The 23,584-nt window shown below is 43.6% G+C and carries 24 protein-coding genes and 3 tRNA genes; 15 read left to right on the top strand and 12 right to left on the bottom strand.

Annotated elements, in window-relative coordinates; all coding sequences use genetic code 11:
• Positions 1–5: 5 nt before the first annotated feature.
• Complete coding sequence (locus H6F41_RS15030) at positions 6–455, bottom strand: hypothetical protein (protein WP_190404281.1); 450 nt, start codon at positions 453–455, stop codon at positions 6–8.
• A 387-nt stretch (positions 456–842) separates the two neighbouring features.
• Between H6F41_RS15030 and H6F41_RS15025 the strand changes: the two genes are divergently transcribed.
• Complete coding sequence (locus tag H6F41_RS15025) at positions 843–2,441, top strand: glycoside hydrolase family 57 protein (protein WP_190404280.1); 1,599 nt, start codon at positions 843–845, stop codon at positions 2,439–2,441.
• A gap of 160 nt (positions 2,442–2,601) precedes the next feature.
• On the top strand, positions 2,602–2,757 hold the full coding sequence (locus H6F41_RS15020; RefSeq protein WP_190404279.1) for a hypothetical protein: 156 nt from the start codon (positions 2,602–2,604) through the stop codon (positions 2,755–2,757).
• Between the two features lie 44 nt (positions 2,758–2,801).
• On the opposite strand, the gene H6F41_RS15015 is transcribed toward H6F41_RS15020, so the two are convergent.
• The 3 genes from H6F41_RS15015 to H6F41_RS15005 all read right to left on the bottom strand — a co-directional run bounded on the left by H6F41_RS15015 (position 2,802) and on the right by H6F41_RS15005 (position 5,008).
• Positions 2,802–4,244 carry a TldD/PmbA family protein gene (locus H6F41_RS15015; RefSeq protein WP_190404291.1) on the bottom strand — a complete coding sequence of 481 codons (1,443 nt, stop codon included), beginning with the start codon at positions 4,242–4,244 and terminating at the stop codon, positions 2,802–2,804.
• Positions 4,245–4,303: 59 nt separating this feature from the next.
• Positions 4,304–4,375 (bottom strand) — tRNA-Gly (locus H6F41_RS15010).
• 144 nt (positions 4,376–4,519) lie between these two features.
• Positions 4,520–5,008, bottom strand: a complete 489-nt coding sequence (locus H6F41_RS15005) for a flavin reductase family protein (RefSeq protein ID WP_190404278.1) — start codon at positions 5,006–5,008, stop codon at positions 4,520–4,522.
• A gap of 369 nt (positions 5,009–5,377) precedes the next feature.
• On the opposite strand from H6F41_RS15005, the gene H6F41_RS15000 reads away from it, so the two are divergent.
• The 5 genes from H6F41_RS15000 (at position 5,378) to hmpF (ending at position 9,914) form a co-directional block, all read left to right on the top strand.
• Positions 5,378–5,785, top strand: coding sequence for a GIY-YIG nuclease family protein (locus H6F41_RS15000; RefSeq protein ID WP_190404277.1), 408 nt, complete (start codon positions 5,378–5,380; stop codon positions 5,783–5,785).
• Between the two features lie 69 nt (positions 5,786–5,854).
• Positions 5,855–6,604: a hypothetical protein gene (locus H6F41_RS14995; RefSeq protein ID WP_190404276.1), complete on the top strand. Its 750-nt coding sequence runs from the start codon at positions 5,855–5,857 to the stop codon at positions 6,602–6,604.
• Positions 6,605–6,705: 101 nt separating this feature from the next.
• Positions 6,706–6,888 carry a hypothetical protein gene (locus H6F41_RS14990; protein WP_190404275.1) on the top strand — a complete coding sequence of 61 codons (183 nt, stop codon included), beginning with the start codon at positions 6,706–6,708 and terminating at the stop codon, positions 6,886–6,888.
• Complete coding sequence (locus H6F41_RS14985; RefSeq protein WP_190404274.1) at positions 6,888–7,919, top strand: ABC transporter permease; 1,032 nt, start codon at positions 6,888–6,890, stop codon at positions 7,917–7,919. Before H6F41_RS14990 ends, H6F41_RS14985 begins: the two co-directional genes overlap by 1 nt.
• 330 nt (positions 7,920–8,249) lie before the next feature.
• Positions 8,250–9,914, top strand: a complete 1,665-nt coding sequence (hmpF, locus tag H6F41_RS14980) for a pilus motility taxis protein HmpF (protein ID WP_190404273.1) — start codon at positions 8,250–8,252, stop codon at positions 9,912–9,914.
• A 165-nt stretch (positions 9,915–10,079) separates the two neighbouring features.
• On the opposite strand, the gene H6F41_RS14975 is transcribed toward hmpF, so the two are convergent.
• On the bottom strand, positions 10,080–10,562 hold the full coding sequence (locus H6F41_RS14975; protein ID WP_190404272.1) for a peptidylprolyl isomerase: 483 nt from the start codon (positions 10,560–10,562) through the stop codon (positions 10,080–10,082).
• Between the two features lie 149 nt (positions 10,563–10,711).
• On the opposite strand from H6F41_RS14975, the gene H6F41_RS14970 reads away from it, so the two are divergent.
• Together H6F41_RS14970 and rsmI are read left to right on the top strand one after the other, a co-directional pair.
• Positions 10,712–11,035 carry a phasin family protein gene (locus H6F41_RS14970; RefSeq protein WP_190404271.1) on the top strand — a complete coding sequence of 108 codons (324 nt, stop codon included), beginning with the start codon at positions 10,712–10,714 and terminating at the stop codon, positions 11,033–11,035.
• A 3-nt stretch (positions 11,036–11,038) separates the two neighbouring features.
• The gene (rsmI, locus tag H6F41_RS14965) at positions 11,039–11,875 is read left to right on the top strand and encodes a 16S rRNA (cytidine(1402)-2'-O)-methyltransferase (protein ID WP_190404270.1); all 837 of its coding nucleotides are present in this window, start codon (positions 11,039–11,041) and stop codon (positions 11,873–11,875) included.
• 29 nt (positions 11,876–11,904) lie between these two features.
• On the opposite strand, the gene H6F41_RS14960 is transcribed toward rsmI, so the two are convergent.
• Complete coding sequence (locus H6F41_RS14960) at positions 11,905–12,867, bottom strand: RluA family pseudouridine synthase (protein WP_190404269.1); 963 nt, start codon at positions 12,865–12,867, stop codon at positions 11,905–11,907.
• A 267-nt stretch (positions 12,868–13,134) separates the two neighbouring features.
• Here H6F41_RS14960 and H6F41_RS14955 point away from each other — a divergent pair, with 267 nt between their 5' ends.
• A complete protein-coding gene (locus H6F41_RS14955; protein WP_190404268.1) occupies positions 13,135–13,473 on the top strand; it encodes a hypothetical protein in 339 nt (112 codons plus the stop codon).
• Between the two features lie 51 nt (positions 13,474–13,524).
• A complete protein-coding gene (locus tag H6F41_RS14950) occupies positions 13,525–15,126 on the top strand; it encodes a SpoIID/LytB domain-containing protein (protein ID WP_190404267.1) in 1,602 nt (533 codons plus the stop codon).
• 94 nt (positions 15,127–15,220) lie between these two features.
• Here H6F41_RS14950 and H6F41_RS14945 read toward each other — a convergent pair whose 3' ends face one another.
• Positions 15,221–16,063, bottom strand: coding sequence for a response regulator transcription factor (locus H6F41_RS14945; RefSeq protein ID WP_190404290.1), 843 nt, complete (start codon positions 16,061–16,063; stop codon positions 15,221–15,223).
• Between the two features lie 244 nt (positions 16,064–16,307).
• On the opposite strand from H6F41_RS14945, the gene H6F41_RS14940 reads away from it, so the two are divergent.
• From H6F41_RS14940 to H6F41_RS14930, 3 genes are all read left to right on the top strand, one after another.
• Positions 16,308–16,739 (top strand): NUDIX domain-containing protein, encoded by a 432-nt coding sequence (locus H6F41_RS14940; RefSeq protein WP_190404266.1) that lies wholly within the window; start codon positions 16,308–16,310, stop codon positions 16,737–16,739.
• Between the two features lie 68 nt (positions 16,740–16,807).
• A tRNA-Glu gene (locus H6F41_RS14935) sits at positions 16,808–16,880 on the top strand.
• Positions 16,881–17,036: 156 nt separating this feature from the next.
• Positions 17,037–17,109 (top strand) — tRNA-Glu (locus tag H6F41_RS14930).
• A 146-nt stretch (positions 17,110–17,255) separates the two neighbouring features.
• Here H6F41_RS14930 and dapB read toward each other — a convergent pair.
• The 5 genes from dapB to H6F41_RS14905 all read right to left on the bottom strand — a co-directional run bounded on the left by dapB (position 17,256) and on the right by H6F41_RS14905 (position 22,217).
• Positions 17,256–18,092 (bottom strand): 4-hydroxy-tetrahydrodipicolinate reductase, encoded by an 837-nt coding sequence (gene dapB / locus H6F41_RS14925; RefSeq protein WP_190404265.1) that lies wholly within the window; start codon positions 18,090–18,092, stop codon positions 17,256–17,258.
• Between the two features lie 9 nt (positions 18,093–18,101).
• On the bottom strand, positions 18,102–19,007 hold the full coding sequence (locus tag H6F41_RS14920; protein WP_190404264.1) for an alpha/beta fold hydrolase: 906 nt from the start codon (positions 19,005–19,007) through the stop codon (positions 18,102–18,104).
• Between the two features lie 7 nt (positions 19,008–19,014).
• Complete coding sequence (locus tag H6F41_RS14915) at positions 19,015–19,800, bottom strand: hypothetical protein (protein ID WP_190404263.1); 786 nt, start codon at positions 19,798–19,800, stop codon at positions 19,015–19,017.
• Between the two features lie 43 nt (positions 19,801–19,843).
• Positions 19,844–21,361, bottom strand: a complete 1,518-nt coding sequence (locus tag H6F41_RS14910) for a peptidoglycan-binding domain-containing protein (RefSeq protein WP_190404262.1) — start codon at positions 21,359–21,361, stop codon at positions 19,844–19,846.
• An 85-nt stretch (positions 21,362–21,446) separates the two neighbouring features.
• The gene (locus H6F41_RS14905) at positions 21,447–22,217 is read right to left on the bottom strand and encodes an ABC transporter ATP-binding protein (RefSeq protein ID WP_190404289.1); all 771 of its coding nucleotides are present in this window, start codon (positions 22,215–22,217) and stop codon (positions 21,447–21,449) included.
• 403 nt (positions 22,218–22,620) lie between these two features.
• Here H6F41_RS14905 and H6F41_RS14900 point away from each other — a divergent pair, with 403 nt between their 5' ends.
• A complete protein-coding gene (locus tag H6F41_RS14900; protein WP_190404261.1) occupies positions 22,621–23,451 on the top strand; it encodes a hypothetical protein in 831 nt (276 codons plus the stop codon).
• The last annotated feature ends 133 nt before the right edge of the window (positions 23,452–23,584 follow it).

Genomic DNA, 23,584 nt, shown 5'->3' with positions numbered 1-23,584 from the left:
GACTGCTATTCCTGATGGCGGGTTAAACATGCTTCCATGGTACTTTCTAGATTTTGTCCTGCCACAATGCCACTGACTAGATAGTAAATATTGGGCTCTCGCCGATACAGAGTCTGAAAGCCTGTTCTTACCTTTTTGTCTCCCATTACCCAATAGCGTTGCGTAATAGAATCAGCTCCAATTATACCTTCCCCTTCCACCTTGCCCAAGAAACTATCATCAACCATAAACGTAAAACGACGCTCATCGGAGTCTATACGCCCCTTGTAGGCTGTGGTTAATTCACTGCGATCGCTATCAGGAAATGTCAATTTTGTAACCATTGTGAACCAATAATTATCCCTTGACCAACCTACTAAAGTTTTACCTTTCACTCTAATTGGCATGGAATCCCCCTCGATCCAGTTTCCTTCAAGAGTCCATTTACCAGGTTGCACTAAAAAGGTATGCGTCACGTTTTTATTGATCTTTAAAACAAACTTAATTATATAGCAAAGCAAAACCACAGAAGATGAGTAGCGGCGCGGAGCGCCGCTACTCATCTTCTGGTTTATAAAAGTTACATAAAAACACAAAATGGCATAGCCATTTTGTGTTTTTAAAACCATCACTGGGTTTAGTTTTTAATTAACAAAAGTATTGGCACACTTTCGCGAATTGGGATTATGAGTATAAATACGGCTTTGCGATCGCAAGTATTAGTAGTGTCAAATTGGTTACACCAATAGCTTAAAATTACTTTAAAAATGCCTTAAGAATAGGGAATCACATTTAGTAATCACCTTTGGCACTATCTTTAGCAATCTCAGCTAATTTAAAGACTTTTTAGGAAAAGAAGATCTATGAGCATTGGATATCTGGCGCTAGTCTTACACGCTCACTTGCCTTTCGTCCGTCACCCTGAAAGCGACTATGTTCTTGAAGAAGAATGGTTATATGAGGCAATTACCGAGACTTACATCCCCCTAATCAAAGTCTACGAGGGACTCAGGAGAGATGGCATTGACTTCAAGATAACCATGAGCATGACACCGCCTTTGGTATCCATGTTACGCGATCCATTATTGCAAGAACGCTATGACAAGCACCTTGCTCTACTGCAACAACTGGTTGAACTAGAAGTTATTCATAATGAGCATAACGGTCATGTCAAGTATTTGGCAGAATACTATGTCAAAGAATATGCGGAAACGCGTGAAATTTGGGAACGATATGGCGGCGACCTCATAACGGCATTTAAGCAATTTCAAGATACCAACAATCTAGAAATTATTACCTGTGGGGCAACTCACGGGTATTTGCCCCTGATGAAGATGTATCCAGAAGCAGTTTGGGCACAGCTAGAAGTCGCAGTAGAACATTACACCCAAGAATTTGGACGCGCTCCCAATGGCATTTGGTTGCCAGAATGTGCGTATTACGATGGACTAGAGCGCTTGTTGGCCGATGTCGGTCTGCGTTACTTCCTAACCGATGGTCATGGCATTTTGTATGGTCAGCCCCGTCCCCGTTTTGGAACCTATGCCCCTGTATTCACAGAAACAGGAGTAGCCGCCTTTGCTCGTGATCACGAGTCTTCGCAGCAAGTTTGGTCATCCAAAGTTGGTTATCCCGGAAATCCTGTCTATCGCGAATTTTATAAGGATTTAGGTTGGGAAGCTGATTATGAGTACATCAAGCCTTTCATCATGCCCAACGGTCAGCGCAAAAATACGGGTGTGAAGTATCATCGCATTACTGGCAATGATTTTGGTCTCGATGCCAAACAGCTTTATGATCCTTACTGGGCGAAGGAAAAAGCGGCGGAACATGCGACAAACTTCATGCAAAATCGAGAAAGCCAAGTTGGCTATCTGCATAACATGATGGGTCGCCCACCATTGGTGGTTTCGCCCTATGATGCCGAGCTATTTGGGCATTGGTGGTATGAAGGTCCTTGGTTTATTGATTTCTTGATTCGTAAGTCCTATTACGATCAAACCACCTATGAGATGACACACCTTGCTGATTATCTCCGTCATAACCCAACTCAACAGGTATCCCGCCCTGCTCAATCAAGCTGGGGCTATAAGGGCTTCCATGAGTATTGGCTCAATGAAACCAATGCTTGGGTATATCAACATTTACATAAGGGCGCAGAAAGGATGATTCATTTGTCCTATCGTGAACCTGCAGATGAATTGGAATGGCGCGCACTCAATCAGGCTGCCCGTGAGTTGCTGTTAGCGCAGTCTTCTGATTGGGCTTTCATTATGCGAACTGGGACAATGGTTCCCTACGCGATTCGGCGGACGCGATCGCATTTAATGCGATTGGAAAAGCTGTTTGAAGACATTGAAGCTGAAAAGATTGATGCTGGTTGGCTGGAAAAGATTGAGTATATGGACAATATATTCCCAGACATCAACTACAGAACCTATCGCCCCTTAACGGCAAGTTAGATCCAAAAAAAAGCGGCACGATGCGCCGCTTTTTTTGGGAATAAAAATAGCTCTTCTTTACATTTATTTAACAAAAAATTAGTAACATATACTACCATTCAAATAAGAATATGTTATGGTACTGATATATAAACAATATGTAATTTAAGGGATATTAGTGATGACTATTATGCAAAAGAAGGCAGAAGCCGCCGCCAACCACAAGGCTAACTTAGCCGCCTCAATTAAGCGCCGTATGGAAGTTGCTCGGAATAACAATGACACTGGCTTAGTCAATATCCTTGAACAAGAAATGAAGCAACTAGGCTTAAATTAAAAAAAGAAGGACGCTTTGCGTCCTTCTTTTTTAGCTCTTCTTTTTTAGATAGCGCCACCAAAGACTTCGATATTTTCAAATAGACAAACAGGTGAGGCATGACCAACCCGAATGACTTGGTTTGGCTCACCTTTGCCGCAGAAGGGGGAACCATAGGCTTCGACGGTATGGCGATCGCCTATTTTAGAAAGACTATTCCAAAACTGATTGGTAATGCCGCGATAGTTAGGGTTGCGGACAGTTTTTGTTAATTCACCATTCTCGATCAGTTTGGCATATTCACAACCAAATTGAAATTTATTGCGATAGTCATCAATTGACCATGAACGATTTGATTCCATGTATACGCCACGTTCGACATCGGCAATCATCTCTTTAAATGAATGTTCTCCTGACTCAAGGTTAATATTTGCCATACGATCAATGGCAGGACGATTCCATGAGGTGGCTCTAGAGTTAGCGACACCATCAAGCCCAGATCGCAATTGACTTTCTGAGCTTCCTAAACCACGCAATAGTTTTCCATCTTTGATCAAATATTCCTTGGTAGCGGGAATACCTGCATCATCAAAGCCATAGCTGGCAAATTCACCATCCATGGTCGGATCAAAGGAAACATTCATTAATGATGAGCCATATTGCATCTTGCCAAAATCTTCTAGTTTGACAAAGCTGCCGCCTGCATAGTTACGTTCATCACCGAGGATACGATCAATTTCTAGGGGATGCCCGATACTCTCATGGATTTGCAACAGCATTTGATCTGGGGCAAGCACTAATGAAGTAGTGTCTGTTGGACATTCAGGGGCAGTCAGTAATTCAACGACTTGTTCACCGATTACTTTTGCCCTTTCTAAAATTGATTCGCGATCAAAAACTTCTAACCCAACTTGATTACAACGAGCCAGTTGACCGTTATCACCACGTCGTTGAATTACTGCACCTTCTTGGGCAGTGGCGGCATAGTCAGTTGAGATCGTTAAAAATTTTTGATAGATATCAGAACCGTTACTGCTGATAAATTTACTTTCAACTTCAGTGATCACCGCATAGGCACTAGTTTTCACGATTTTATCAGACACCTTGAGAGTGTCGCAGATTTCGATCAGCAGATCATTGATCTCTTTGGGCGTAAGCGCGTCCGCAGGCTTAAGAAATGGAGAGAAATACTGCCCGATCGCCTTGGGGCGTTGAGCCGTGCTAAAACGATGCAATCCCCACTGTGCGGCTGTTTTTGCCTGTTGATATGCTTTTTGGGCAGTAATTTGAATATTTTCCAGATCGAGGTGATTGGTACTCGCATAGCCAAATTGTCCATCGGCTAATACTTCGATCATCACACCATGGGATTGACTACGACCATTGGTTTGTGGTTTGCGATCGCGAACATATCGGGTTGTATTAATTTCGTAAACTTCACGTAATCCGATCCATTCAGCCGAGGGTAAATCAATATGAGATAAGGTGGCTTTTAAATCAAATTGCATCGGTAAAATCCATAAAGTAAAAGGGACACAAATCGTCCCTTTTACTTTATCAATTAATAAGCGGGTGATGGGATTCGAACCCACGACATTCTCCTTGGCAAGGAGATGCTCTACCACTGAGCCACACCCGCATTTGCACTTTGCTTGGGCTTAGTTAATTTTTGCCTTTGCGTTTTGCGCTTTATTAATATGCCAAACATTGCGATCAATGTCAACTAATTTCTAAAATCTTTTTTAACTACCGCAAACGCAGTAGTTAAAAAAGATTTTAGAAATTAATATTTGAAGCCGTTTTTACGAGTGTGAATAGCAGAATCTCCTTCATGGAGTCGTTCACCAGCATTTAGGTTTGCCAAAATTACCGTATGGTCGCCAGCATCAAGGCTGCCTGCTACTGTGGCATCAAGATAGGCGATCGCATCCGTCAAATAGGGTTGACCACTGGGGGCAATTGCAGTTTCCACGCCATCCAAGGGATCGACATCAGGAGCAAAACCCTTAGCAAAATGACCAATACTCTTACCATCACCCTTAGCAAGAATATTGATCACAACAGGGCTACCTACTGTCAAAAAAGACTCAATTGGTCTACTTTTGCCAACGATGATCGTTACAGATGGTGGCTCAAAGCCTGCTTGTTGCACCCATGACGCTAACATCGTTGCAGTTTTGCCATTTTGCTGAGAGGTAACAATAAACAAGCCACTGGGAATTGCGCCAATTGCAGCCCCAAGCTGTTCATTTTGAGAAGTGGTAACGGTCATTGTGCAGTAATTTATAAAAAACTTGCTTTAGCTTAACGCAAAAACGAGAGGCAGCGCGACTCGCTACCTCTCGTTTTGGTGTACATTCAATTTCGGTCAAAGAACTAGACGTAAGCTGTCTGGAATCCCCACCAGAGGAGAAATCCGATCAAACTCAAAACGACAATGCTGGACAGCACGATGGACAAAGGGCTATCCGCATTTTCAAACTTCATGATGCCGCGATTAAAGTCTGACATATATGCAAAACCTAACTAAATAATTCAGATAACTCAAGCAAAACAATCTACTTATATCCTAAGTTTTATAGCAAGCGATCAAAAGTAACAAAATCTCTGGGAATGACCAAATAAGGATAGTAAATTACCTATGTCTGATTGGCTTCGTATTTTCTGGCTACCGTCTAAACCTGTCACTAAGTTAAAGGAATTGCCCCAGAATGCTGGAGTGTATTACATCACAGCCCTATGGATTGTTCTTTATATTGGCAAAGCCAAAAATCTTCGCAACCGTTGGAAAAGTACCCATCATCGTTATGAGCAGTTCAAGCTTTTACATCCGTTTGGTAGACTGCATTATCAAGTTTTAGCTCCACATCAGATCCATGGCTATGAAAAATCTCAGATTTTTAGATTTCGTCCTGTGTGGAACGGTTCAGCTAGAGCAAGTTTTTGGGATTTGACGGGTTTATTCATTGCTGTTTGGGGGCGCGTGATTATTTATCTGTTGGTTTTATTATTTGCGATCGCAGTAACCCTTTACTTGGTTTTGCAGTAGTTTTTTAGCTTCGCCAAGGGTTGCCTTGACGATTGGGTTTTATACTGACCATAACCATCTACCAAGCCTATGTTATCCAGACAGAAATCTCTCAAGAGCCGTTTTCGCGCTATTTGGTTAAGTCTTGCCCTGACTACTCCTCACAGTTTTAGAGATCGCTTAAAATTCCTGACCTCCCTCGTGATTAAAGACTCTCTTGATGATCTCGAATTAGAAGACAAACTAGAAACAACGATTATTGCGATCGCAGTGGGAGCATATTGGCATCAAGATTTATGGGAAGTGCGATCACGTTTACTAGAGCTAGAATCCCACAGCAATATCGACATTCAAGAATTAGTATTGGCATATGCGATCGCTCTAGCCTGCCGCGAACAATTACAACCACAATTATTTATCAATCAAATTTGTAATGACTTTGGCAATAGAATTGCGCTGGGACATGATCCCCAATCCCAAAGTCAATGCCTCAGCCAAATCCAAAACTCGCAAAGATTAGTGAGCCAAGGTGAAAGTATGATCACGGCTCATCGACTAGAGGGTGGATTATCCGATGCGATCGCCAGCAGTTTGTATTATTTTTTGACTACCCCCCACAGTTGGCGGTTAATTGTTGAACGCACTCAAAAACATCCTCAGGAAAATCGCGTGCAGGTCATTACTCAATCAACTGCGATCGCAGCAGCATACTGGGGTGAAATAACCGACATGAATATCGCCCAAGATGAAACACAACAGGCTATCTGGAAGAACGGGCAAAAACTTGGGGAGCAAGCATGGGAGAACTGGGCAGGAATTTTTGATTGCGCTAAAATCTAACCTATCTAGATGAGACTAAAGGGAGAGTGTATCGTTCTGTGATTATCTCTGCCCTGACTTTTTGATGTTAAATTGGATAACTAGTAAACGGAAATGGAAATATGCAAATAATTGGATTTTTATTACTAGCCGCCTATATCTTTGGCGTAGTGAAATTTTTGCAAGGTTTTCGTAACACCAACTTTGAAGCTAACCGCATTGGTCTAGCCTTGCTTTGGCCAGTCCTGTTTGTCGCTAATGGCAACTACCGCAAAAACTTCTTCAAAGCACTGAAAGGTTCCTAATGACTTGGTGGAAAAGACTACGAGCGAATCCCTTGGCATGGATAGGGATTGCCATCCTAACTATCTTTTATGCAATGGCAATATTTGCTAACTTTATAACTCCCTACGGGATTAATGAATCAGCAAAAAATGGGGCTTTATTGCCACCCACTCAAATTCATTGGCACGATCGTCAAGGTCAGTTTATTGGCGCTCATGTCTATCCCACCACTCAAGGCAAGGTTGATCTAGAGACAGGCGATCGAGCCTTAATCATTGACTACAGTCAACCATCAAAAATCCTACTTTTCCATAATGGACATTTGTTTAGCACTAGTATCCCAACCGCACAGCTAAACCTGCTCGGAACTGATGAACAAGGTCGGGATCAGCTAACAAGATTGCTATATGGGGGACGCATTAGCCTTTTGATTGGATTCATCGGCACGACCATTTCCTATACGGTTGGTTGTCTAGTCGGTGGCATTTCGGGCTACATTGGCGGTTGGCTAGATGTCGTGCTAATGCGCTTTGTAGAAATCCTGATGTCAGTCCCTTCTATCTACCTATTAGTCGCACTAGCAGCAATCTTGCCCCCGCAAATCAGCAATACTCAACGGTTTGCATTAATCATTGCCATTATTTCCTTTGTGTCATGGGCTGGACTAGCTAGAATTATTCGTGGACAAGTCCTGTCGATTAAGGAGCAACCCTTTATCATGGCAGCCCGTGCTTCAGGCGCAAGTCCCCTCAGAATTATTATTCATCACGTACTTCCTCAAACAATTACCTTCATCATCATTTCCGCAACTTTAGATATTCCGAGATTTATTGTTGTAGAAGCGGTGTTGAGCCTTGTCGGACTTGGTATTCAGCCACCCGATCCATCTTGGGGTAATATGCTGTCCATATCCACTAATGCTTCAATTTTAATTTTGCAGCCTTGGTTAGTGTGGGTTCCCGCATTGGCAATTGTTTTGACAGTGCTATCATTTAATCTCTTAGGAGATAGTCTAAGAGATGCCTTTGATCCTAAAAATATTAGGCAGTAGCTTTAGTCAACTGCACTAAACTAATCAGGTCTCTAATTATATATTTTCAGGATGCTATTTATTGCTCCTTACATGCTTAAAACCTATCCCCAACAGGAGTCTCAAAGTTGATCGGCTTACATTATAAATCGCTAAAAATTTCCGATCGCGGTAGTCTAAGATATTGACAGCGATCGCAAAAATATCAAAAGCCAGATTGTGAAAATACTCATGTAATTAGGTAGTATAAAACTGAATACATCAGCTATTTTTGTATTTTTAATGACGAGTTTTGCTCTTTTGTCATGTCAATCTGAAAGTTAGCATCAGCAAAATGGGAGTATATTTAGCGTGCAGTATTTAGCAGAACTTCAAAAAACTCAAGCAGCTTTTGGATTAGGTGGTAATGCGTCCGTCCGCCTATTAGCGCGTAATACGGGTGAAAATATTTGGCTGCCCATTACTAATGAACAAGTTCTGTCGGTTCAAGATTCAAGTCAGGCAAAAGACTTTAAAGATGGGCAGATGGTTGTAGCCGAAGTTGTCGGTAATAATCAGGTTCAGAGTATTCAGGATGCGTCTAAAAAAATTGTCAATATCCTGCAAGTATTTTCGCGATCGCAAGAAAAGTATAAATCTGCTGAAGAAGAAGTTGAGCAGTGGAAACAATCCTTAAACTTTCAGGCGCAAGAGTTACATCGTCGTGAGCAGGAAGTAGAAAGAGAATTACAACAAATTGAAGAGTTAGAAAGTAAATTTGAACATGAACGGGCGGAACTAGAACAATTACGACACAGTATTGAGTTACAGAAATCACAATTTGACAGTAGTGCGACAGCTTTAACCTCGGATCAAACTGAGCAACTCAAAGTGCTAGTTGGACGTTTATCGAGTGATTTTACAAGTCCAGAGTCATTACGAACCCGTATCCATAGCAATCTTGATCTGCTCAATCAGCGTCAAGAAGTCCTAACAGGATTTTGGCAGGATCTCGATAAATTAAAAGAAGAGGCTGCAAGACAGCAAAAACTGCTTGATGAATTAACAGAAGACCTCAATGCTCGTAAAGCTCAATGGCAACAAAATCAAATAGCGCTAGCTGATGCCCAAGCCGAGCTAAAAGCACAACGAGGTATTCTTAAACTTCAAGAAAATAATATGGCAATGTCAAGGATTCAACTTGATGCCCAAACAGATCTGTATGAGCAAACAGCAAGTGTGATCGAGTCATTTGGCGGGACTGTTGGTGTAGAGGGACTCAGTGCTGAAGAGGAAAGTCGTTTGCAGTCAATGTCTATTGAAGAACTAGAGCAAACGATTGCAAATCTACAGGCAGATTTTGACAAGTTAGTAAACTACTCCAGTGCTCAAGAAGATGAGTTAGCGATCTTAGAAGGGGAAATTGCTGATCTGCAAAGTCAAATAGACAAGGCAAATCAATTTGAGCGCATTGAGTTAGAAAGTGATAAGGAGTTTAAAGAGGAAGAATATAAGTTACTTGAAGAAAGCGTCTCTGGAGGCAGACGCAGTATGCAGGAACGACTTTCGGTTTTAAACCAACAAAAAGCAATTCTCGATCGTCGTCGAGGGATTGTGGTGGAGTCAAGCCCCATTCAAAGTTTATTACCTCTGTTATCGCAAGTTAAAAAGCATAAGACCCGTCAGGAAGAAGAACTGCGAAAGATGGAATCACAAATTGAAGCGGTCAGAGGCTATACGCAACAACAGCAAGAAGTTCTCGAGCGACAAACTCAAGAGCATTTGCAGCAGGAGCAAGAAATTATTGCGGCGGAAGCGCGACAACAAGCTCAAATTAGAACTGTGGCTGAGTTGTTAGGGCAAATCGGCGCACAGGAGAAACTTTTACGTCCCGTACAGGACATTGTGGATACTTTGCGTCCTCAACTAGAGGAATCACTTCAAGATTTAGGAAATGTATCTGATACTAATGATTCATCCCAAGTAATTATCGAATTAAAAACGGCAATTCATCAATTAGTTGCTGCGGCTAGCTAAATAAAAAACATGCAAGTCCTGCTGAGCAGGGCTTGCATGTTTTTTGGATTTTAAATCAATACAGCCTATTGAGGCTTTGAGTAGTACAGAAATATTTTTAAAAGCGGCGCTTCGCGCCGCTTTTAAAAATATTTCTGGGTTTTAATAAAGCGCAAAGCGCTGTATTTAATCTTCGATTTTAATAGAGAGGATCTTGTCGCCGCGACGGATAGCTTGAGCTACTTCTGTGTCCTCAGTGTAGCCAAAAGCTGCATATTGACCATCGAGGAAAGATGCATCGCCAAGAGTTACAAAAAACTGACTTGTGGCACTGTTGGGATCATTGGTGCGTGCCATGGAAAATACACCTGCTTTGTTGTGTTTGATGATTGGCTTTTTGCCACCAGTCAAAACATTGCCGACGGTTGCGGCGGTGTCTCCCTCTGCCCAAATTTCTAACTTGATGCGATCGCCAGAGCCACCAGTACCATTGCCAAGGGGATCGCCACCTTGGATCACAAAGCCTGGCTCAACTCGGTGAAAGGTCAGCCCGTCATAAAAACCGTGCTTAGCGAGGTCTACAAAATTCTTGACGGTGATAGGTGCGTGTTGGTCATCCAACTCAGCACGCATAGTTCCTTTAGCGGTTTCGATTACAGCACGGATCATAAATAAACTTACCTGAAATTTTTTCTAAAGTTTTAATCAGCTTAAAGTATAGCAATCGCTAAGCGTAAGTTATTCACCCTATTCCTTAGACTATGAAAAGAGCATAGTATGATGGATTGATAGATCGGCTTTGAGGATCGCGTACATTTATGGATAGCAATAATTTGCTCAAGCAGTTACTCATGCTTGGTGTTGGCACAACTTCGATTGTGCTAGAGAAGATTAAAGAAGCCAGTGAGGATTGGGTTAAGGATGGCAAGATCGATCCTGAGCAAGCTTCAGAAATTTTCAATGATATTGCCGATCGTCTCAAGTCAGAGCAGGGAAATTTGGAGACTTTAATTCAGCGCCAAATTCGTAATGTCATGCAAGACTTGGGTGTACCTCGTCAAAATGAAATGGATGAGTTACGCGGAAGAATTGATCGCCTAGAGCGTCAGCTTCGTGAATTAGAAAATAAACAATGGCGCTAATTCATGGATGATCCGGGAATTCTGTACTTGGTGGGAACTCCAATTGGTAATTTGGAGGACATGACCTTTCGAGCGATCGCGACGCTAAAGCAAGTTGATTTAATTGCGGCTGAGGATACTCGGCATACAGGGAAACTGCTGCACCACTTTGGCATTGATACTCCGCAAACTAGTTATCACGAGCATAATGCCCATAAGCGTGTACCTGAACTGGTGGAAAAAATGCAGCAAGGCATCTCGATCGCATTAGTGACCGATGCAGGGATGCCTGCTATTTCTGACCCTGGGGTAGAACTGGTGCAAGGATGTATTGCTGCGGGTGTCAGAATTGTACCGATTCCTGTTGTTACCGCAGGGATTGCGGCTTTGACGGCTTCGGGTTTTGCCACACAGCATTTTGGTTTTGATGGATTTCTGCCAGTTGATAAAAAGGAACGTCGCGAACGTTTAGAAGTGTTAAGATGCGAAACGCGCACGATGATTCTCTATGAAGCGCCCCATCGTTTATTGAAAACTCTTGAGGATTTGGCAGAGTTTTTGGGTGGTGATCGGCAAATTGCGATCGCAAGAGAATTAACAAAACTGCATGAGGAGTTTTGGCGAGGATCAATAGAATCTGCGATCGCACATTTTGCAATTCACGCACCGAAGGGTGAATTTAGCCTAGTTTTAGAAGGTGCAGCACCCAGTGACAAGCCTGTGTGGACAGATGATGTGATTTTACGGGAGTTGCAAAATTTGATTGATGCTGGCATATCGCGATCGGATGCTAGTCGTCAACTTGCCGAACTTGCTGATTTGCCCCGTCGTCAAATTTATCAACTAGCCCTCACTTTATGAACAGAAAGTGTGACACTTTGCACGCCACCCTATACTCGGCGGCGTAAAAATGCTAATAGCTTTTCAAAGCCTTCAGGAATAGGGGCAGTATTTTCAATTAATTCACCTGAAACTGGATGGGTAAAGGTGAGCCGCCATGCGTGGAGAGCTTGACCTGACAAATATTGCGAAACTTCCTTGTTGGGATGTCCATATACAGGATCACCAGCTATCGCCCAACCCATATGCGCGGCATGGACACGGATTTGATGGGTGCGCCCCGTTTCCAAATCAAATTTCACCAGCGTATAGTTTCCTAGTCGCTCGTGAATTTGCCAATGCGTAACGGCTCTGCGTCCATTTTCCATGACTGCCATTTTTTTGCGATCGCGAGCATGTCTAGCAATCGCCGCATCAATGACTCCCGATTCACTCCCTAATTGAGTTTTAGGAACTCCACGCACAATTCCTAGATATTCCCTTCGGGCTGTTTTTGCTTGAATTTGCGCTTGTAAATCTTGATGAGCGCGATCGTTTTTGGCGACTACCATCACGCCACTAGTATCTTTATCTAAACGATGCACTATGCCCGGACGTTGAGTTCCATTTATCCCCGATAGTTCCTTGCAATGGGCTAAGAGTGCATTGACTAAAGTGCCATCGCTATGTCCTGCCGCAGGATGGACGACTAATCCCGCAGGTTTATTAATGACAATCAAATGCTCATCTTCGTAAAGAACATCTAAGGGAATCTCTTGAGCGACTAAATCAAGCGTTGTTGATGCTGGAGTAATTAATTGGATGCGATCGCCTGCTTTGATTAAATCCTTTTTGTTATGACAAAGAACATCATTAACAGTGACATACCCTTCATCAATTAATATTTGGATTCGCGATCGCGATAGATCGGTGAGATGCTGTGCCAAAAAGCGATCAATCCGTTCAGGTTGAGGCAAATCTGCGGCAACTTCAATCAGATTAGTATTATTTTGGATAGGAGGTTCTAAAGTCATAGCATTTAATTGTATACCCCAGCAGTCGAGGGGTGTCCGCGCTGCCACTCACCTTCTGGTTTTATATCCTAAGCAAAGCTTTTTTGCCATAAGGCAAAATTTAGAAACCGTATTACAGCGCTTTGCGTTGACTTAAAACCCAGAAATATTTTTAAAAGTGTTGCTTCGCAACACTTTTAAAAATATTTCTGTACTACTCACAGTCTCAATAGGTTGTAAGTAAGTGTTGTTTACATCAAAGAAATTATAGGCAGACTAGTAAGTATCATGAAAATAGAGCTAAATCCATATCGTTTTGATGAACTACAGCTTAAAATTCTCGAAGAAATCATGATCTCTATTAAAGAAGGACTTCAAATAGCGGGTGTTGTGGACAAAAAGAATCTGTACGATTCAACAGCAGAAATTGCCTTTTCGATCGCCACAATTATTGATGGAAGTCGCATTATGGAATTAGATGGCAAGCCTGTTGTTCCATTCTTGGCATTTGCCAAAGAGCAGAGCAGTGATGAGTTGGTAGCGGCTGAAGGAGGTTCATGGATGCACGAGTACGTCTTTGGCTTAGTTGACGAAATATTTTCTCCAGAAATTGAAAACCAGACCTAGCTACTTAGAGTAGGTGTAGAATGTCTGAGTCTTTGAAGCCATGAGCTTGACATGCTAAAAACTTTCAGTATTATTCGTCAAACTTTAATTGTGACAGTTTGCTCATTCACACTGACGACAGTTGAATTTGTTCAAGCTCAAACGGATTCCAACCCGATTTTAAAAATTGGGATTGTCCAACGCTTTGGGGAAAGACCGCAGGATCGGCTCACGCTCAAAGCGCCCTCGGGTGGCAGACTTACCCTTTCTTTTCCCTCGGCAGACGGGACAACTACACAAACGGTAACTAGCGATCGCGTCGTTATCGAGATTTCACCCCAGACTTTGCCACAGCCAATTCTCGAAGAAAAAATTGTGCTGAGTAATCATCGTAGCTTTGAGAATGCGGCGGCGAGTGCCTTTCACTGGAATGAAAAGGGCATTCCCACCGAAATTGCTCAACCAAGACGTTGGCAGGTCTGGGCAAAGCGGGATGCCTATGAATCGATGTTGCTGCGCTATTTGACTTTCTATATATTGCGATCGCAAGGTAATTTGACCGTACAGCTTGATCGACGTGTCTTACCCCAAAAGCCAATTCCTTCATTGATTGTGGGTGAGTTTCGCTACAATCGCGATCGCATCGACATTAGTAGTAGTTCGGGAATTGTAGAAGTTAGCTACCAGCGAGAAAATAAAGCCGAAATCAATAACCGTCTCTATGCAGGTACGCTCAAACTGCAACCCAACGCCCATCAGAGCTTTACCCTCGTTAACAATGTCCCCCTCGAAACCTATGTGCGTGGTGTTGTCCCCCATGAAATTGGCTACAACGCTCCCTATGCCGCAGTACAAGCGCAGGCAGTCCTAGCACGTACCTATGTGTTAGCAAGTTTGCACCGCTTTAAGATCGATAATTATGAACTTTGTGCCGACACCCAATGTCAGGTTTATCGAGGTTTAGAAGACACCACCGAAGTTGCCGATCGCGCAATTGCCGATACCAGAGGCTTAGTGTTGACCTATAACAATCGTGCCATTGATGCGCTGTATTCCTCAACCACAGGCGGCATCACCGCCAACTATAACGATATTTGGGATGGCACACCGCGCCCCTATTTACAATCAGTCTTAGATCTCGCCAATCGTCCCGACAATTTGCGATCGGCAAATATAGCTGATGATCAGAACCTCAAGGCATTTCTAGACCGTAAAGATGGATTTAATGAAGACGGCTGGAAAAACCTACGTTGGCGCAGAGTCGGCACATTGAATGAATTACAAACTTCTTTGAAAAAGTTTTTGCGATTCTCTGGCGACACGACCACTAACTTTAATGCGATTAAACAAATGCAAGTATCAAAACGTGCTGGCTCTGGGCGTGTATTAGAGCTAGAAGTCACCACTGACACTGGCAAAATCATTGTCAAAAAAGATGAAATTATCGATGCCTTTGATCCACCTGACAGCACCTTCTTCAAGCTAGAACCAATTTACCAAGATAAAGTTTTAAGTGGATATGCCTTTATTGGTGGCGGATTGGGACATGGTGTGGGCATGAGTCAGACAGGCTCTTACAATTTGGCACGGAAGGGTTGGTCGTATGATCGCATTCTCAATTTCTATTACACCAACGCGCAGTTACAAAAACTGCGTCCTGAGCATTATCAATAGTTACAGCGCTTTGCGCTTTCTTAAAAAATTGCTCGTACTACACAAAGACTCAACGAGCTACATCTAAAAAAGTTGCCCCGATGGGGCAACTTTTTTAGTATTTGGCAAAAGATCGGCTCGGTGGCGCAGTAAATTGCGGAGTGCGATCGCTATTAGCGTGATTAGAGTTGGCTGAGTTAGAACGCAAAGGCGATCGCATTAAAGCTTCAGGATTAAAACGGTAGCCAATATTTCGCACCGTTTGAATTAGGTTCGGCTGCTGAGGGTCAACCTCTAGTTTCTTGCGTAGCGACAATACATGCGTATCGACAGTACGTGGATTATTAATTTCGTCTGGCCAAGCTCTTTGTAATAGCTCAGCACGACTGAGTGCCATCCCCTCAGACTGGGCAAGAACGTAAAGCAAGCTAAATTCTTGAGGCGTTAAATCGATCGCATTGCCCTTGAGCCTAACCTGTCGCTGCACCAGATCAATTTTTAGTACACCATAATCTAAGCAAGCAGGGGGTGCAGATGTACGGAGTCTGCGGGTCAAGGCTTCCACCCTTGCTAAAAATTCTTGCATTCCAAAGGGCTTAGTCAAATAATCATCAGCTCCTGCTTTCAAGCCCTCCACAATGTCCGATTCATTAGTACGCGACGAAATTACAAACACTAATGAACTGCGCTGTTTGTGCAGCCACCGACATAGCTCAATGCCGTCTCCATCGGGCAGATCGGTACTTAAAATCACCAAACTGGGCTGCTGCTTTTGAAATACCAACTTTGCTTGCTGACAACTAACTGCCTGAAATACCGAATAGCCAATCTGCTGTAAATGCCAACCCAAGAGAGAGGCAAGATTCGGATTACCTTCTACAATTTCTATACTGATCGGAATCAAAGAAATACTCTCCTGACGAGAAATGCCTATAGCTCTCGGATTATGAGTTTGCATCATAGCTTAGTGACACGCTGGATTTTGTAGCTGTAATTACCCTCTAGAGTCAGGAAAATGGCGGCTAGACCCTATAGTTCATCATAAGGTTGCCCTTACTCCGCAAAAACAATAGCAATTTATAAAAGCGTGAATGTATAGCAGTCAAGTAAGTTAAAACCCAAAAAAGAGAATTGCGTCGCAACTCTCTTTTTTGGGTTTTGTCCTAACATAAATGGCTACAGCTATAACTTAATACTTTTAAATGACATACCGAAATCCCGTTCCTACCGTTGATATCATTATTGCCCTCCGCGACCGTCCTGATCAACCAATAGTCCTCATTGAGCGCATGAATCCACCCCATGGCTGGGCGATTGTTGGTGGATTTGTTGATTATGGTGAATGCTTAGAAGATGCAGCACGGCGTGAGGCTTTAGAAGAAACAGGCTTAAAAGTGGAATTAATCGATTTATTGGGAATTTACTCTGATCCGAGCCGAGATGACCGTCAGCATACGATTAGTGCTGTGTATATGGCGGAAGCAGTGGGTGAGCCAAAAGCCGATGATGACGCTAAATCGGTGGGGATCTTTTCTGCTTGGCAAAGCCCCAATCAGTTATGTTTCGATCACGCTCAAATTTTGCAAGATTATTGGCGTTTTCGCACCTATGGCATTCGTCCGACAATTAAGTAATAAAAAGTTTGCTCTAGGTGTTGACGTTTTTGCAAATAGCTGTGTATATTAATAAAGGTCAAGAACACGCCCCCATCGTCTAGAGGCCTAGGACACCTCCCTTTCACGGAGGCGACGGGGATTCGAATTCCCCTGGGGGTATTCTTTACCAAAAAGAAAGGCGATCGCAATGCGATCGTCTTTCTTTTTTGGCGTATTTTATTTGACGTGCAAAAAGAATTAAAAAATTTGCTCTATGAGTAAATTTTTTAATTCTTTTTGCACGTCATTGTGTATATTAATAAAGGTCAAGAACACGCCCCCATCGTCTAGAGGCCTAGGACACCTCCCTTTCACGGAGGCGACGGGGATTCGAATTCCCCTGGGGGTATTCTTTACCCAGAAAGAAAGGCGATCGCATTGCGATCGCCTTTCTTTTTGGCGTATTTTTGCAGTCTGATTTATAGCAATGACAATTGGCTTAGAACATAAAAGCAGGAGTGAATCGCGGCGCGATTCACTCCTGCTTTTGCTTTGTTATAGCAATTTTTCTAGACCATAAACTAATGATTTGAGTGCAAGCACCTTACGCACACAAAGAAGCACTCCCGCCATATAACAAGTCCGATCGCTAGCATTATGTTCAATCTTCAGAGTTTCACCCATCGCCCCAAAAATCACCTCTTGGCGAGCCACTACGCCCGGAACACGCAAACTATGAATGCGGATATTTTCGCCGTAGGTTGCACCTCTTGCCCCCGAGAGATGTTCTTTTTCATCAACACTTGGCGGATTAAAAGTCTGACCTAGCTCTGAGAGCATTTGAGCAGTTTTGATAGCAGTGCCACTAGGGGCATCAGCTTTTTGGTTATGGTGTAGCTCGATGATTTCGACATGCTGGAAATATTTGGCGGCGGCGATCGCGGCTTGTTGCATCAAAATTACACCGACGGAGAAGTTGGGGGCAATGATGCAGCCTGTACTAGCTTTGTCGGCAAATACAGTGAGTTCTGCAATTTGTTGCTCAGTTAAGCCCGTTGTGCCAACGACAGGACGCACACCATAGGCGATCGCAGCGCGAATGTTTTCATAGATGATGCTGGGGTGGGTGACATCAATCATTACGGGTAATTGGGATTCTTGCGCTGCTTGGGCAAGGACAACTTCCAGATTGTTGGTAACAGGAATTTCTAGTTCACCAATGCCGACAACCTCGCCAATATCTTCGCCGAGGTGTTGACGACCGATTGCGCCTACCAATTGCATGTCTGGGGCTTGGGCAATGGTTTTAATGATTTCACGTCCCATTTTTCCAGTTGCCCCAGAGACAACTACAGGAATTTGGGTGGCGGCGGAGAGATTGGAGTTGGTCATAGCTGAATTCTAGGATTTATGAAGGAATTTAATGATTTCTTTGGCAGTAATAGTCGGACGTTCGAGATGGGGAACATGACCACTATTTTCAATCCAAACGAGTGTATTACGGGGAATGGTGGCTTGAAACTTGGCAGCGTCTTTTGTGCCGAGAATGCGATCGCAATTGCCCCAGAGAATGAGCGTATCTTGTTTTAAATAGCGTAATTGCTGAGCAAAGGAGCCATAGCCACCACTTTTAGTAAATGAAATCAAGGACTCACTCCATCGGGGCATGGCTAGATGCAGGGATGCACAGACCTCAGCATCACTAGTGACAAAGCTAGAATCGGCATAGGCTTTGAGGCTCACCTCTCGGCGCACTTTGGGGCTGCGTAAAAAATTAGTTGCCATGCGATCTAACGGCGAAATCAAAAATTTGCCTGCCACAGTGCCTTGCCGCATTCCCGCACTGCCAATCAAAATTAATTTTTCGACTACATCGGGATAGGTGAGAGCAAAGTCAATGGCGGCTGCGCCGCCCATGGATGCACCGACAAGAATAATTGGCTTTGCGATCACAGTTTTCCAGAAATAGTAAAGATGTTCTTTGATCGCCTCAGGACTAATCTGGGCATTTGGAAAACGCTCAGTTAAACCGAAGCCAAATAAGTCCATTGCCCAAGTGGGATGGGTGGCAGCTAGTTGCGGCAATAGGCGACGAAACTCCAGCAAAGAGCTATCAAATCCATGGAGCAGTAAAATTGGGGAGTTGTGGGCATGGTGCAGACCATCACAAACATAGCTAGTCAAAATTACTTCTGTGGTAAATGAAGTTGAAACTAGACAATATTCAATCTTGTCAACCATGGCGATCGATGTGGCTTCGGTAAGTTGCGATCGCAGAGAGGAAACTTCAGGAGGTAAATTCGACATGAATTATCTATTTAAAGGAAACATCTTCAGTGGGATCAGCAATAGGATTTTTGAGACTCGGTGCAGTCAGCTCAACATCTGCATGTAGTTTTGCTAGGCGATGTAGACGTATTTTGACCAGCATCGCGCCGCTAATTGTGGCATAGACACATGTAAACCCCAAAAAGAATAGCAGTATCCCGTATAAGCTACCCTGTCCTCGAAAAATAGCAATAATGGCGATCGCCATAAACGCAGTCAGGACAATATTAACGGCTGCCCAGAGAAATGCACGGCTCTTGCGAACTTGGGGATGTTTACACAAAATCAGCCATTGCAAAATCCCTAAAAATATTCCTGCCAAAACTAACCAGAGAGAATTAATCAGTAATAGGGGAATGCGATCGAAGAAATTGCTCTCAGCAAAGGAACCATCAGGATTCATCACAAATCCAAATTGGGGTGTGTAGGCGAGGCTAGTGGCAGCAAACCCAATCCAAGTCCAGCCAAATATGCTGACTAAAATCCAAATCGCAGGGGAATTTAGTAATCCGCGCAAAACTAGATATTGCATCAACCCAACGAATGCACTCACAAAAATTGCCCCACTGACAATACCAGTCGCGGTGACGCAGGTGAGATGACCAAAGCCTGTTTCACAAAGATGGGTAGCCATTAGCAGATTGCTGAAGTAATAAATACCCGCCAGACAAGCAGCAATGCCAAATATATTGCCAATCACAGCACCAACTAGCGTTGCTAGTACCCATCGCCACCATAGACCGACAGTCGATAAAGTGCGTTGTTTTTGCATTATGTGTTCCAGTGCCACTTGGGCAGACAACTTTCACAGATTTCTAGATTAGCTCTTCTGTTACAATCCTACGCAAAATTTCGGTAACTGTGGCAGCCATTCGGGCATCAATTTCAAGGGCTTCACGGACAGGATCTTGAAGATCGATGGCGGCGCGTAAGGTCATATTTAGCGATCGCAATTTTGGTACTGGCAAATCATGGGACTTAGCAAGGCGATCAATAAACTGTACACAAGCGGTGTAGGTCAGTTCGGTGCGCTTACGCTGATCACTATAACCAAATCCCATTTTCGAGATCACTACAGGCTCACTAATGAAATAAGACAACCCCAAAGCCACGATCGCCGCTTCCACATAGCGGGCTGTATCTTGCGCCATTGCACCAATCAAAGCATTTAAACTATGCCACTGCGCCGCAGGTAAGCGGTTAGTGGGGGCAAGATGGCGATGCCATGCAATCTGAGAAACCATCCGCGTCAAGTCATAGGCGGAAACTAAGTTGTCACCACGATGCAACTCCTTTGTCCCAGTGATCACATTTTTACCAGTGGGGTCGCGCAAAACTGGCTGCTCAATATAGGGAGTTTCACCATAGCGACCTTGAAATGAAAGACTTTGGTTACCTGTAATTTTTTTGAGCCAATCCTGTAAAGCTAGGGGTGTCGTAAATTGTTTAAACATTGCCGACAATCCATTGGATGTAAGTCCATTAGACTCATCATAGGCACAAATGCGCTGCGCCATTTCCCCAAAGGTACGCGGTGTTTTTTTGCCTTGAAACTCAGCAATCACACAGTTTGATATCGCTTGATTTGGTTGCACCTGATTAGCAGTACAAATCGTATAGAGCAGTGGCAAAATTTTGGTGGAACTCCAAAACTGGACATTACGGAGAGGATTGCGACCAATCCAACGCGATCGCATTTGTCCATTGACCATACTGCCAATACAAATACAAGCCTCTTGGATGCTGCTATGGAGAAACTCTAAACCAATAGTTTCAATGTGAGGGACTTCGCCGAGGGCAGGATAGGGACGAAAGCGCACACGAATTTGTGTACCCGCCAACATCGCAACTTCACCATAGGAGACAACATTCACACCGTCAGGCAAACTGGCAAGGCGATCGGCATAGGCTGGGATATGACTTAACAATGGTGATGGCGCAAAACTACGGTTGGGCAAATCTTTCTTAGAACCTGCAATACAGCCATTGATGCCACGATCCAGAAACCCTAGATAGTTAGAGTCTACTTGCCCCATATTTACAAAAATACGCTGAGCATTGGTAAATTTGGGAAATAAGCGATCGCCATCGCCAATAATTTTGAGCAAATGTCTGACTACCGCAGGACTCTGCAATAGTTCATTGGTAAGCGAGCGTGAAGTAGCATCTAAAATCGTGTCGATGCTGAGGGCATTGGCAAACTGGACAAAGGCAGTTTCCGATAACTTGCCATAGATGCCATCTACTTCACCATCGTATAGCCCTAATTTTTGCAAGTATATCTGTGCTTTTGTTAGTTCCTCAAACGAAAGCTTTACCTCTCCGACTGCCATGGAATCCCTCTATAAAAAAGCCTTAGTTTCATAGTGTATCGATTAGCCACGCGATCGCAATGTATTCCAGATCTCATATCAGGGCTTACTTACCAAAATTGCCAACGCCCAAATACAACTCGGCAACTTCAGGATCATTCAATAAATCAGAACCCTTGCCAGTAAACTCATCTTTGCCCAAATGCATCACATAACCACGATCTGCGATCGCAAGAGCTTTACGCGCATTCTGCTCCACTAAAATCACCGATGTTCCCGATTGATTAATAGTTTGAATTAGGTTGAAAATATCCTGCACCAAAATTGGGGATAGCGCTGCGGAAGGCTCATCTAAAATCAATAATTTAGGCTCTAGCATCATCGCTCGTCCCATGGCTAGCATCTGGCGCTCCCCGCCCGATAGAGTTCCTGCCCTCTGGTTACGACGTTTAGCCAATACAGGAAAAGTGTTATAAATTTTGTCCTTGAGCGCTTTGATATTGCCTCGGCTGGTGTAGCCCCCCATATCAAGATTGTCAGAAATACTCAGCGACGGAAATACATTGGCAATCTGCGGTACATAACTAATACCAAGCCTGACGATTTGCTCTGGTTTCAAACCAACTAAATTGCGATCGCCAAAGGAGATACTGCCCGAACGCACTGGCACTAATCCAAAAATAGCCTTGGCAAATGTGGATTTACCCGCACCATTAGAGCCAATCACAGTTACCAATTCCCCCTCATAAACAGCTAAATTTGCTCCTTGGAGAATATTTACGCCCTCTGTATATCCTGCCACCACCTCACTCGCATTGAGGATTAACTGCCGAGAAATTTGGTGATCACTTAGATCGGTAGATTGACTAACATTCATATGGAATTGACGAGCTTCGGGTGACATAAGCATATACAGAATATACAGCGCGAGGTGTTTATAGCAATCGGTTTTCTTGCTACAGCGCTTTGCGCTTTCTGAAAACCCAAGAGGCGGTGCGAAGCGCCGCCTCTTGGGTTTTGGGTTTGTCTCAACATAGCTGGCTGTAGATAATCTTTTCTCAGTCAAGAAATAGAGGCGCGCGGCGAAGCCGCGCACCTCTATTTCTTGGGTTATTTCTTGGGTTTATAGGTCTATTTCTTCGGTGGGAAGGGAGTATACTTACTGTTCATCGGATTATGTAAGTCTTTGTCTGGAAACTAAATGGGATGATGTAAGTCTTTGTAGAGTATGGTACAATCGCGCCCAATTTCGTTTTTTCGCACCTTTGGCTGGCAAGCATATGAGACTCCACACACATACACATCTTCGTAGTTTTGCCCTTGGGCTAGGCTCCCTTTTAGGCACTAGCACCTCTCTTCTAATTAGCTTTAGCGCGCCTACATCCGCACAGTCATTCCCCAATGATTCCTTCCCCACAGCGGCTCCTACCAACACCAGTAGTCAATATCTTGTCTATTTACCAAATGTAGCAAACATCCAACAAGCTAAAGCCATTGCTCCAGATGCCTTTGTCAGTCGTCTAGATACAGGCGAACAGGTGGTGCAGTTAGGACGCTTTAATAATTTAAATCTTGCTCAACGACGAGTCGATCAATTTAGTCAGGCGGGGTTAAATCCTCAAATTAAAACCGTCCAAGGCAAATTTGCAACCTTCCCATCACAGCCAGTCAGTTCACTACCAAATCAGTCTATTTCGGTTGCACCTATTCCTGTCGATTCTGTTCCCATTCCCAACACAAGGGTAAATGAAGCGCTTCCGGGTGTACCTAATTCTGATTTTCCAAATAATTCCATTGAAATTGTGCGTTCTCCTCAAGCCCTTCCGCCTCAAAGCCAACCGATTCCAATTCAGGCAATGCCACAATCCATGCCATCGGTTACCGCCCAAAATAATCCTGTGGGAACACCATTTCGTTACTTCGTGATTATTCCTACCAACTCCATTGCCGAATTGCAAAGAGTGCAAATGATTGCGCCCACTGCCCAAATGCGGTCTTCTCATCGTGGTACCTATATCGAGGTGCAAGGCTATCCCGATCGCAATAGTGCAGAAACCCTAAATTTAACAATTCGTCGTCAAGGTTTTGATAGCCGTGTGGCATTTTTCTAGGATAAAAAAAGGGCGTAAGCCCTTTTTTTATATAAGTAGCCATGCAGAATTATTTACACATATCCGAACTAATGGGAAGATTCTAAGAATCACCATATCCGAACTAATTACTGTGAGACTAATTGAGCCACTT

Source organism: Pseudanabaena mucicola FACHB-723 (genome assembly GCF_014696385.1).
Taxonomy (GTDB): domain Bacteria; phylum Cyanobacteriota; class Cyanobacteriia; order Pseudanabaenales; family Pseudanabaenaceae; genus Pseudanabaena.
The sequence above is the reverse complement of the archived record's forward strand: the minus strand, read 5'-3'. Positions and strand labels throughout refer to the sequence as shown.

Coding starts and splice junctions, on each gene's coding strand:
- H6F41_RS14950 (WP_190404267.1), top strand. CDS start 13,525: ATGCTAAAAACTTTCAGTATTATTCGTCAAACTTTAATTGTGACAGTT.
- H6F41_RS14960 (WP_190404269.1), bottom strand. CDS start 12,867: ATGACTTTAGAACCTCCTATCCAAAATAATACTAATCTGATTGAAGTT.
- H6F41_RS15015 (WP_190404291.1), bottom strand. CDS start 4,244: ATGCAATTTGATTTAAAAGCCACCTTATCTCATATTGATTTACCCTCG.
- H6F41_RS14995 (WP_190404276.1), top strand. CDS start 5,855: ATGTTATCCAGACAGAAATCTCTCAAGAGCCGTTTTCGCGCTATTTGG.
- H6F41_RS15020 (WP_190404279.1), top strand. CDS start 2,602: ATGACTATTATGCAAAAGAAGGCAGAAGCCGCCGCCAACCACAAGGCT.
- H6F41_RS14905 (WP_190404289.1), bottom strand. CDS start 22,217: ATGAATGTTAGTCAATCTACCGATCTAAGTGATCACCAAATTTCTCGG.
- H6F41_RS14920 (WP_190404264.1), bottom strand. CDS start 19,007: ATGTCGAATTTACCTCCTGAAGTTTCCTCTCTGCGATCGCAACTTACC.
- H6F41_RS15005 (WP_190404278.1), bottom strand. CDS start 5,008: ATGACCGTTACCACTTCTCAAAATGAACAGCTTGGGGCTGCAATTGGC.
- H6F41_RS15025 (WP_190404280.1), top strand. CDS start 843: ATGAGCATTGGATATCTGGCGCTAGTCTTACACGCTCACTTGCCTTTC.
- dapB (WP_190404265.1), bottom strand. CDS start 18,092: ATGACCAACTCCAATCTCTCCGCCGCCACCCAAATTCCTGTAGTTGTC.
- H6F41_RS14985 (WP_190404274.1), top strand. CDS start 6,888: ATGACTTGGTGGAAAAGACTACGAGCGAATCCCTTGGCATGGATAGGG.
- H6F41_RS14945 (WP_190404290.1), bottom strand. CDS start 16,063: ATGCAAACTCATAATCCGAGAGCTATAGGCATTTCTCGTCAGGAGAGT.
- H6F41_RS14975 (WP_190404272.1), bottom strand. CDS start 10,562: ATGATCCGTGCTGTAATCGAAACCGCTAAAGGAACTATGCGTGCTGAG.
- H6F41_RS14900 (WP_190404261.1), top strand. CDS start 22,621: ATGAGACTCCACACACATACACATCTTCGTAGTTTTGCCCTTGGGCTA.
- rsmI (WP_190404270.1), top strand. CDS start 11,039: ATGGATGATCCGGGAATTCTGTACTTGGTGGGAACTCCAATTGGTAAT.
- H6F41_RS14990 (WP_190404275.1), top strand. CDS start 6,706: ATGCAAATAATTGGATTTTTATTACTAGCCGCCTATATCTTTGGCGTA.
- H6F41_RS14910 (WP_190404262.1), bottom strand. CDS start 21,361: ATGGCAGTCGGAGAGGTAAAGCTTTCGTTTGAGGAACTAACAAAAGCA.
- H6F41_RS14970 (WP_190404271.1), top strand. CDS start 10,712: ATGGATAGCAATAATTTGCTCAAGCAGTTACTCATGCTTGGTGTTGGC.
- H6F41_RS14955 (WP_190404268.1), top strand. CDS start 13,135: ATGAAAATAGAGCTAAATCCATATCGTTTTGATGAACTACAGCTTAAA.
- H6F41_RS14940 (WP_190404266.1), top strand. CDS start 16,308: ATGACATACCGAAATCCCGTTCCTACCGTTGATATCATTATTGCCCTC.
- H6F41_RS14915 (WP_190404263.1), bottom strand. CDS start 19,800: ATGCAAAAACAACGCACTTTATCGACTGTCGGTCTATGGTGGCGATGG.
- H6F41_RS15000 (WP_190404277.1), top strand. CDS start 5,378: ATGTCTGATTGGCTTCGTATTTTCTGGCTACCGTCTAAACCTGTCACT.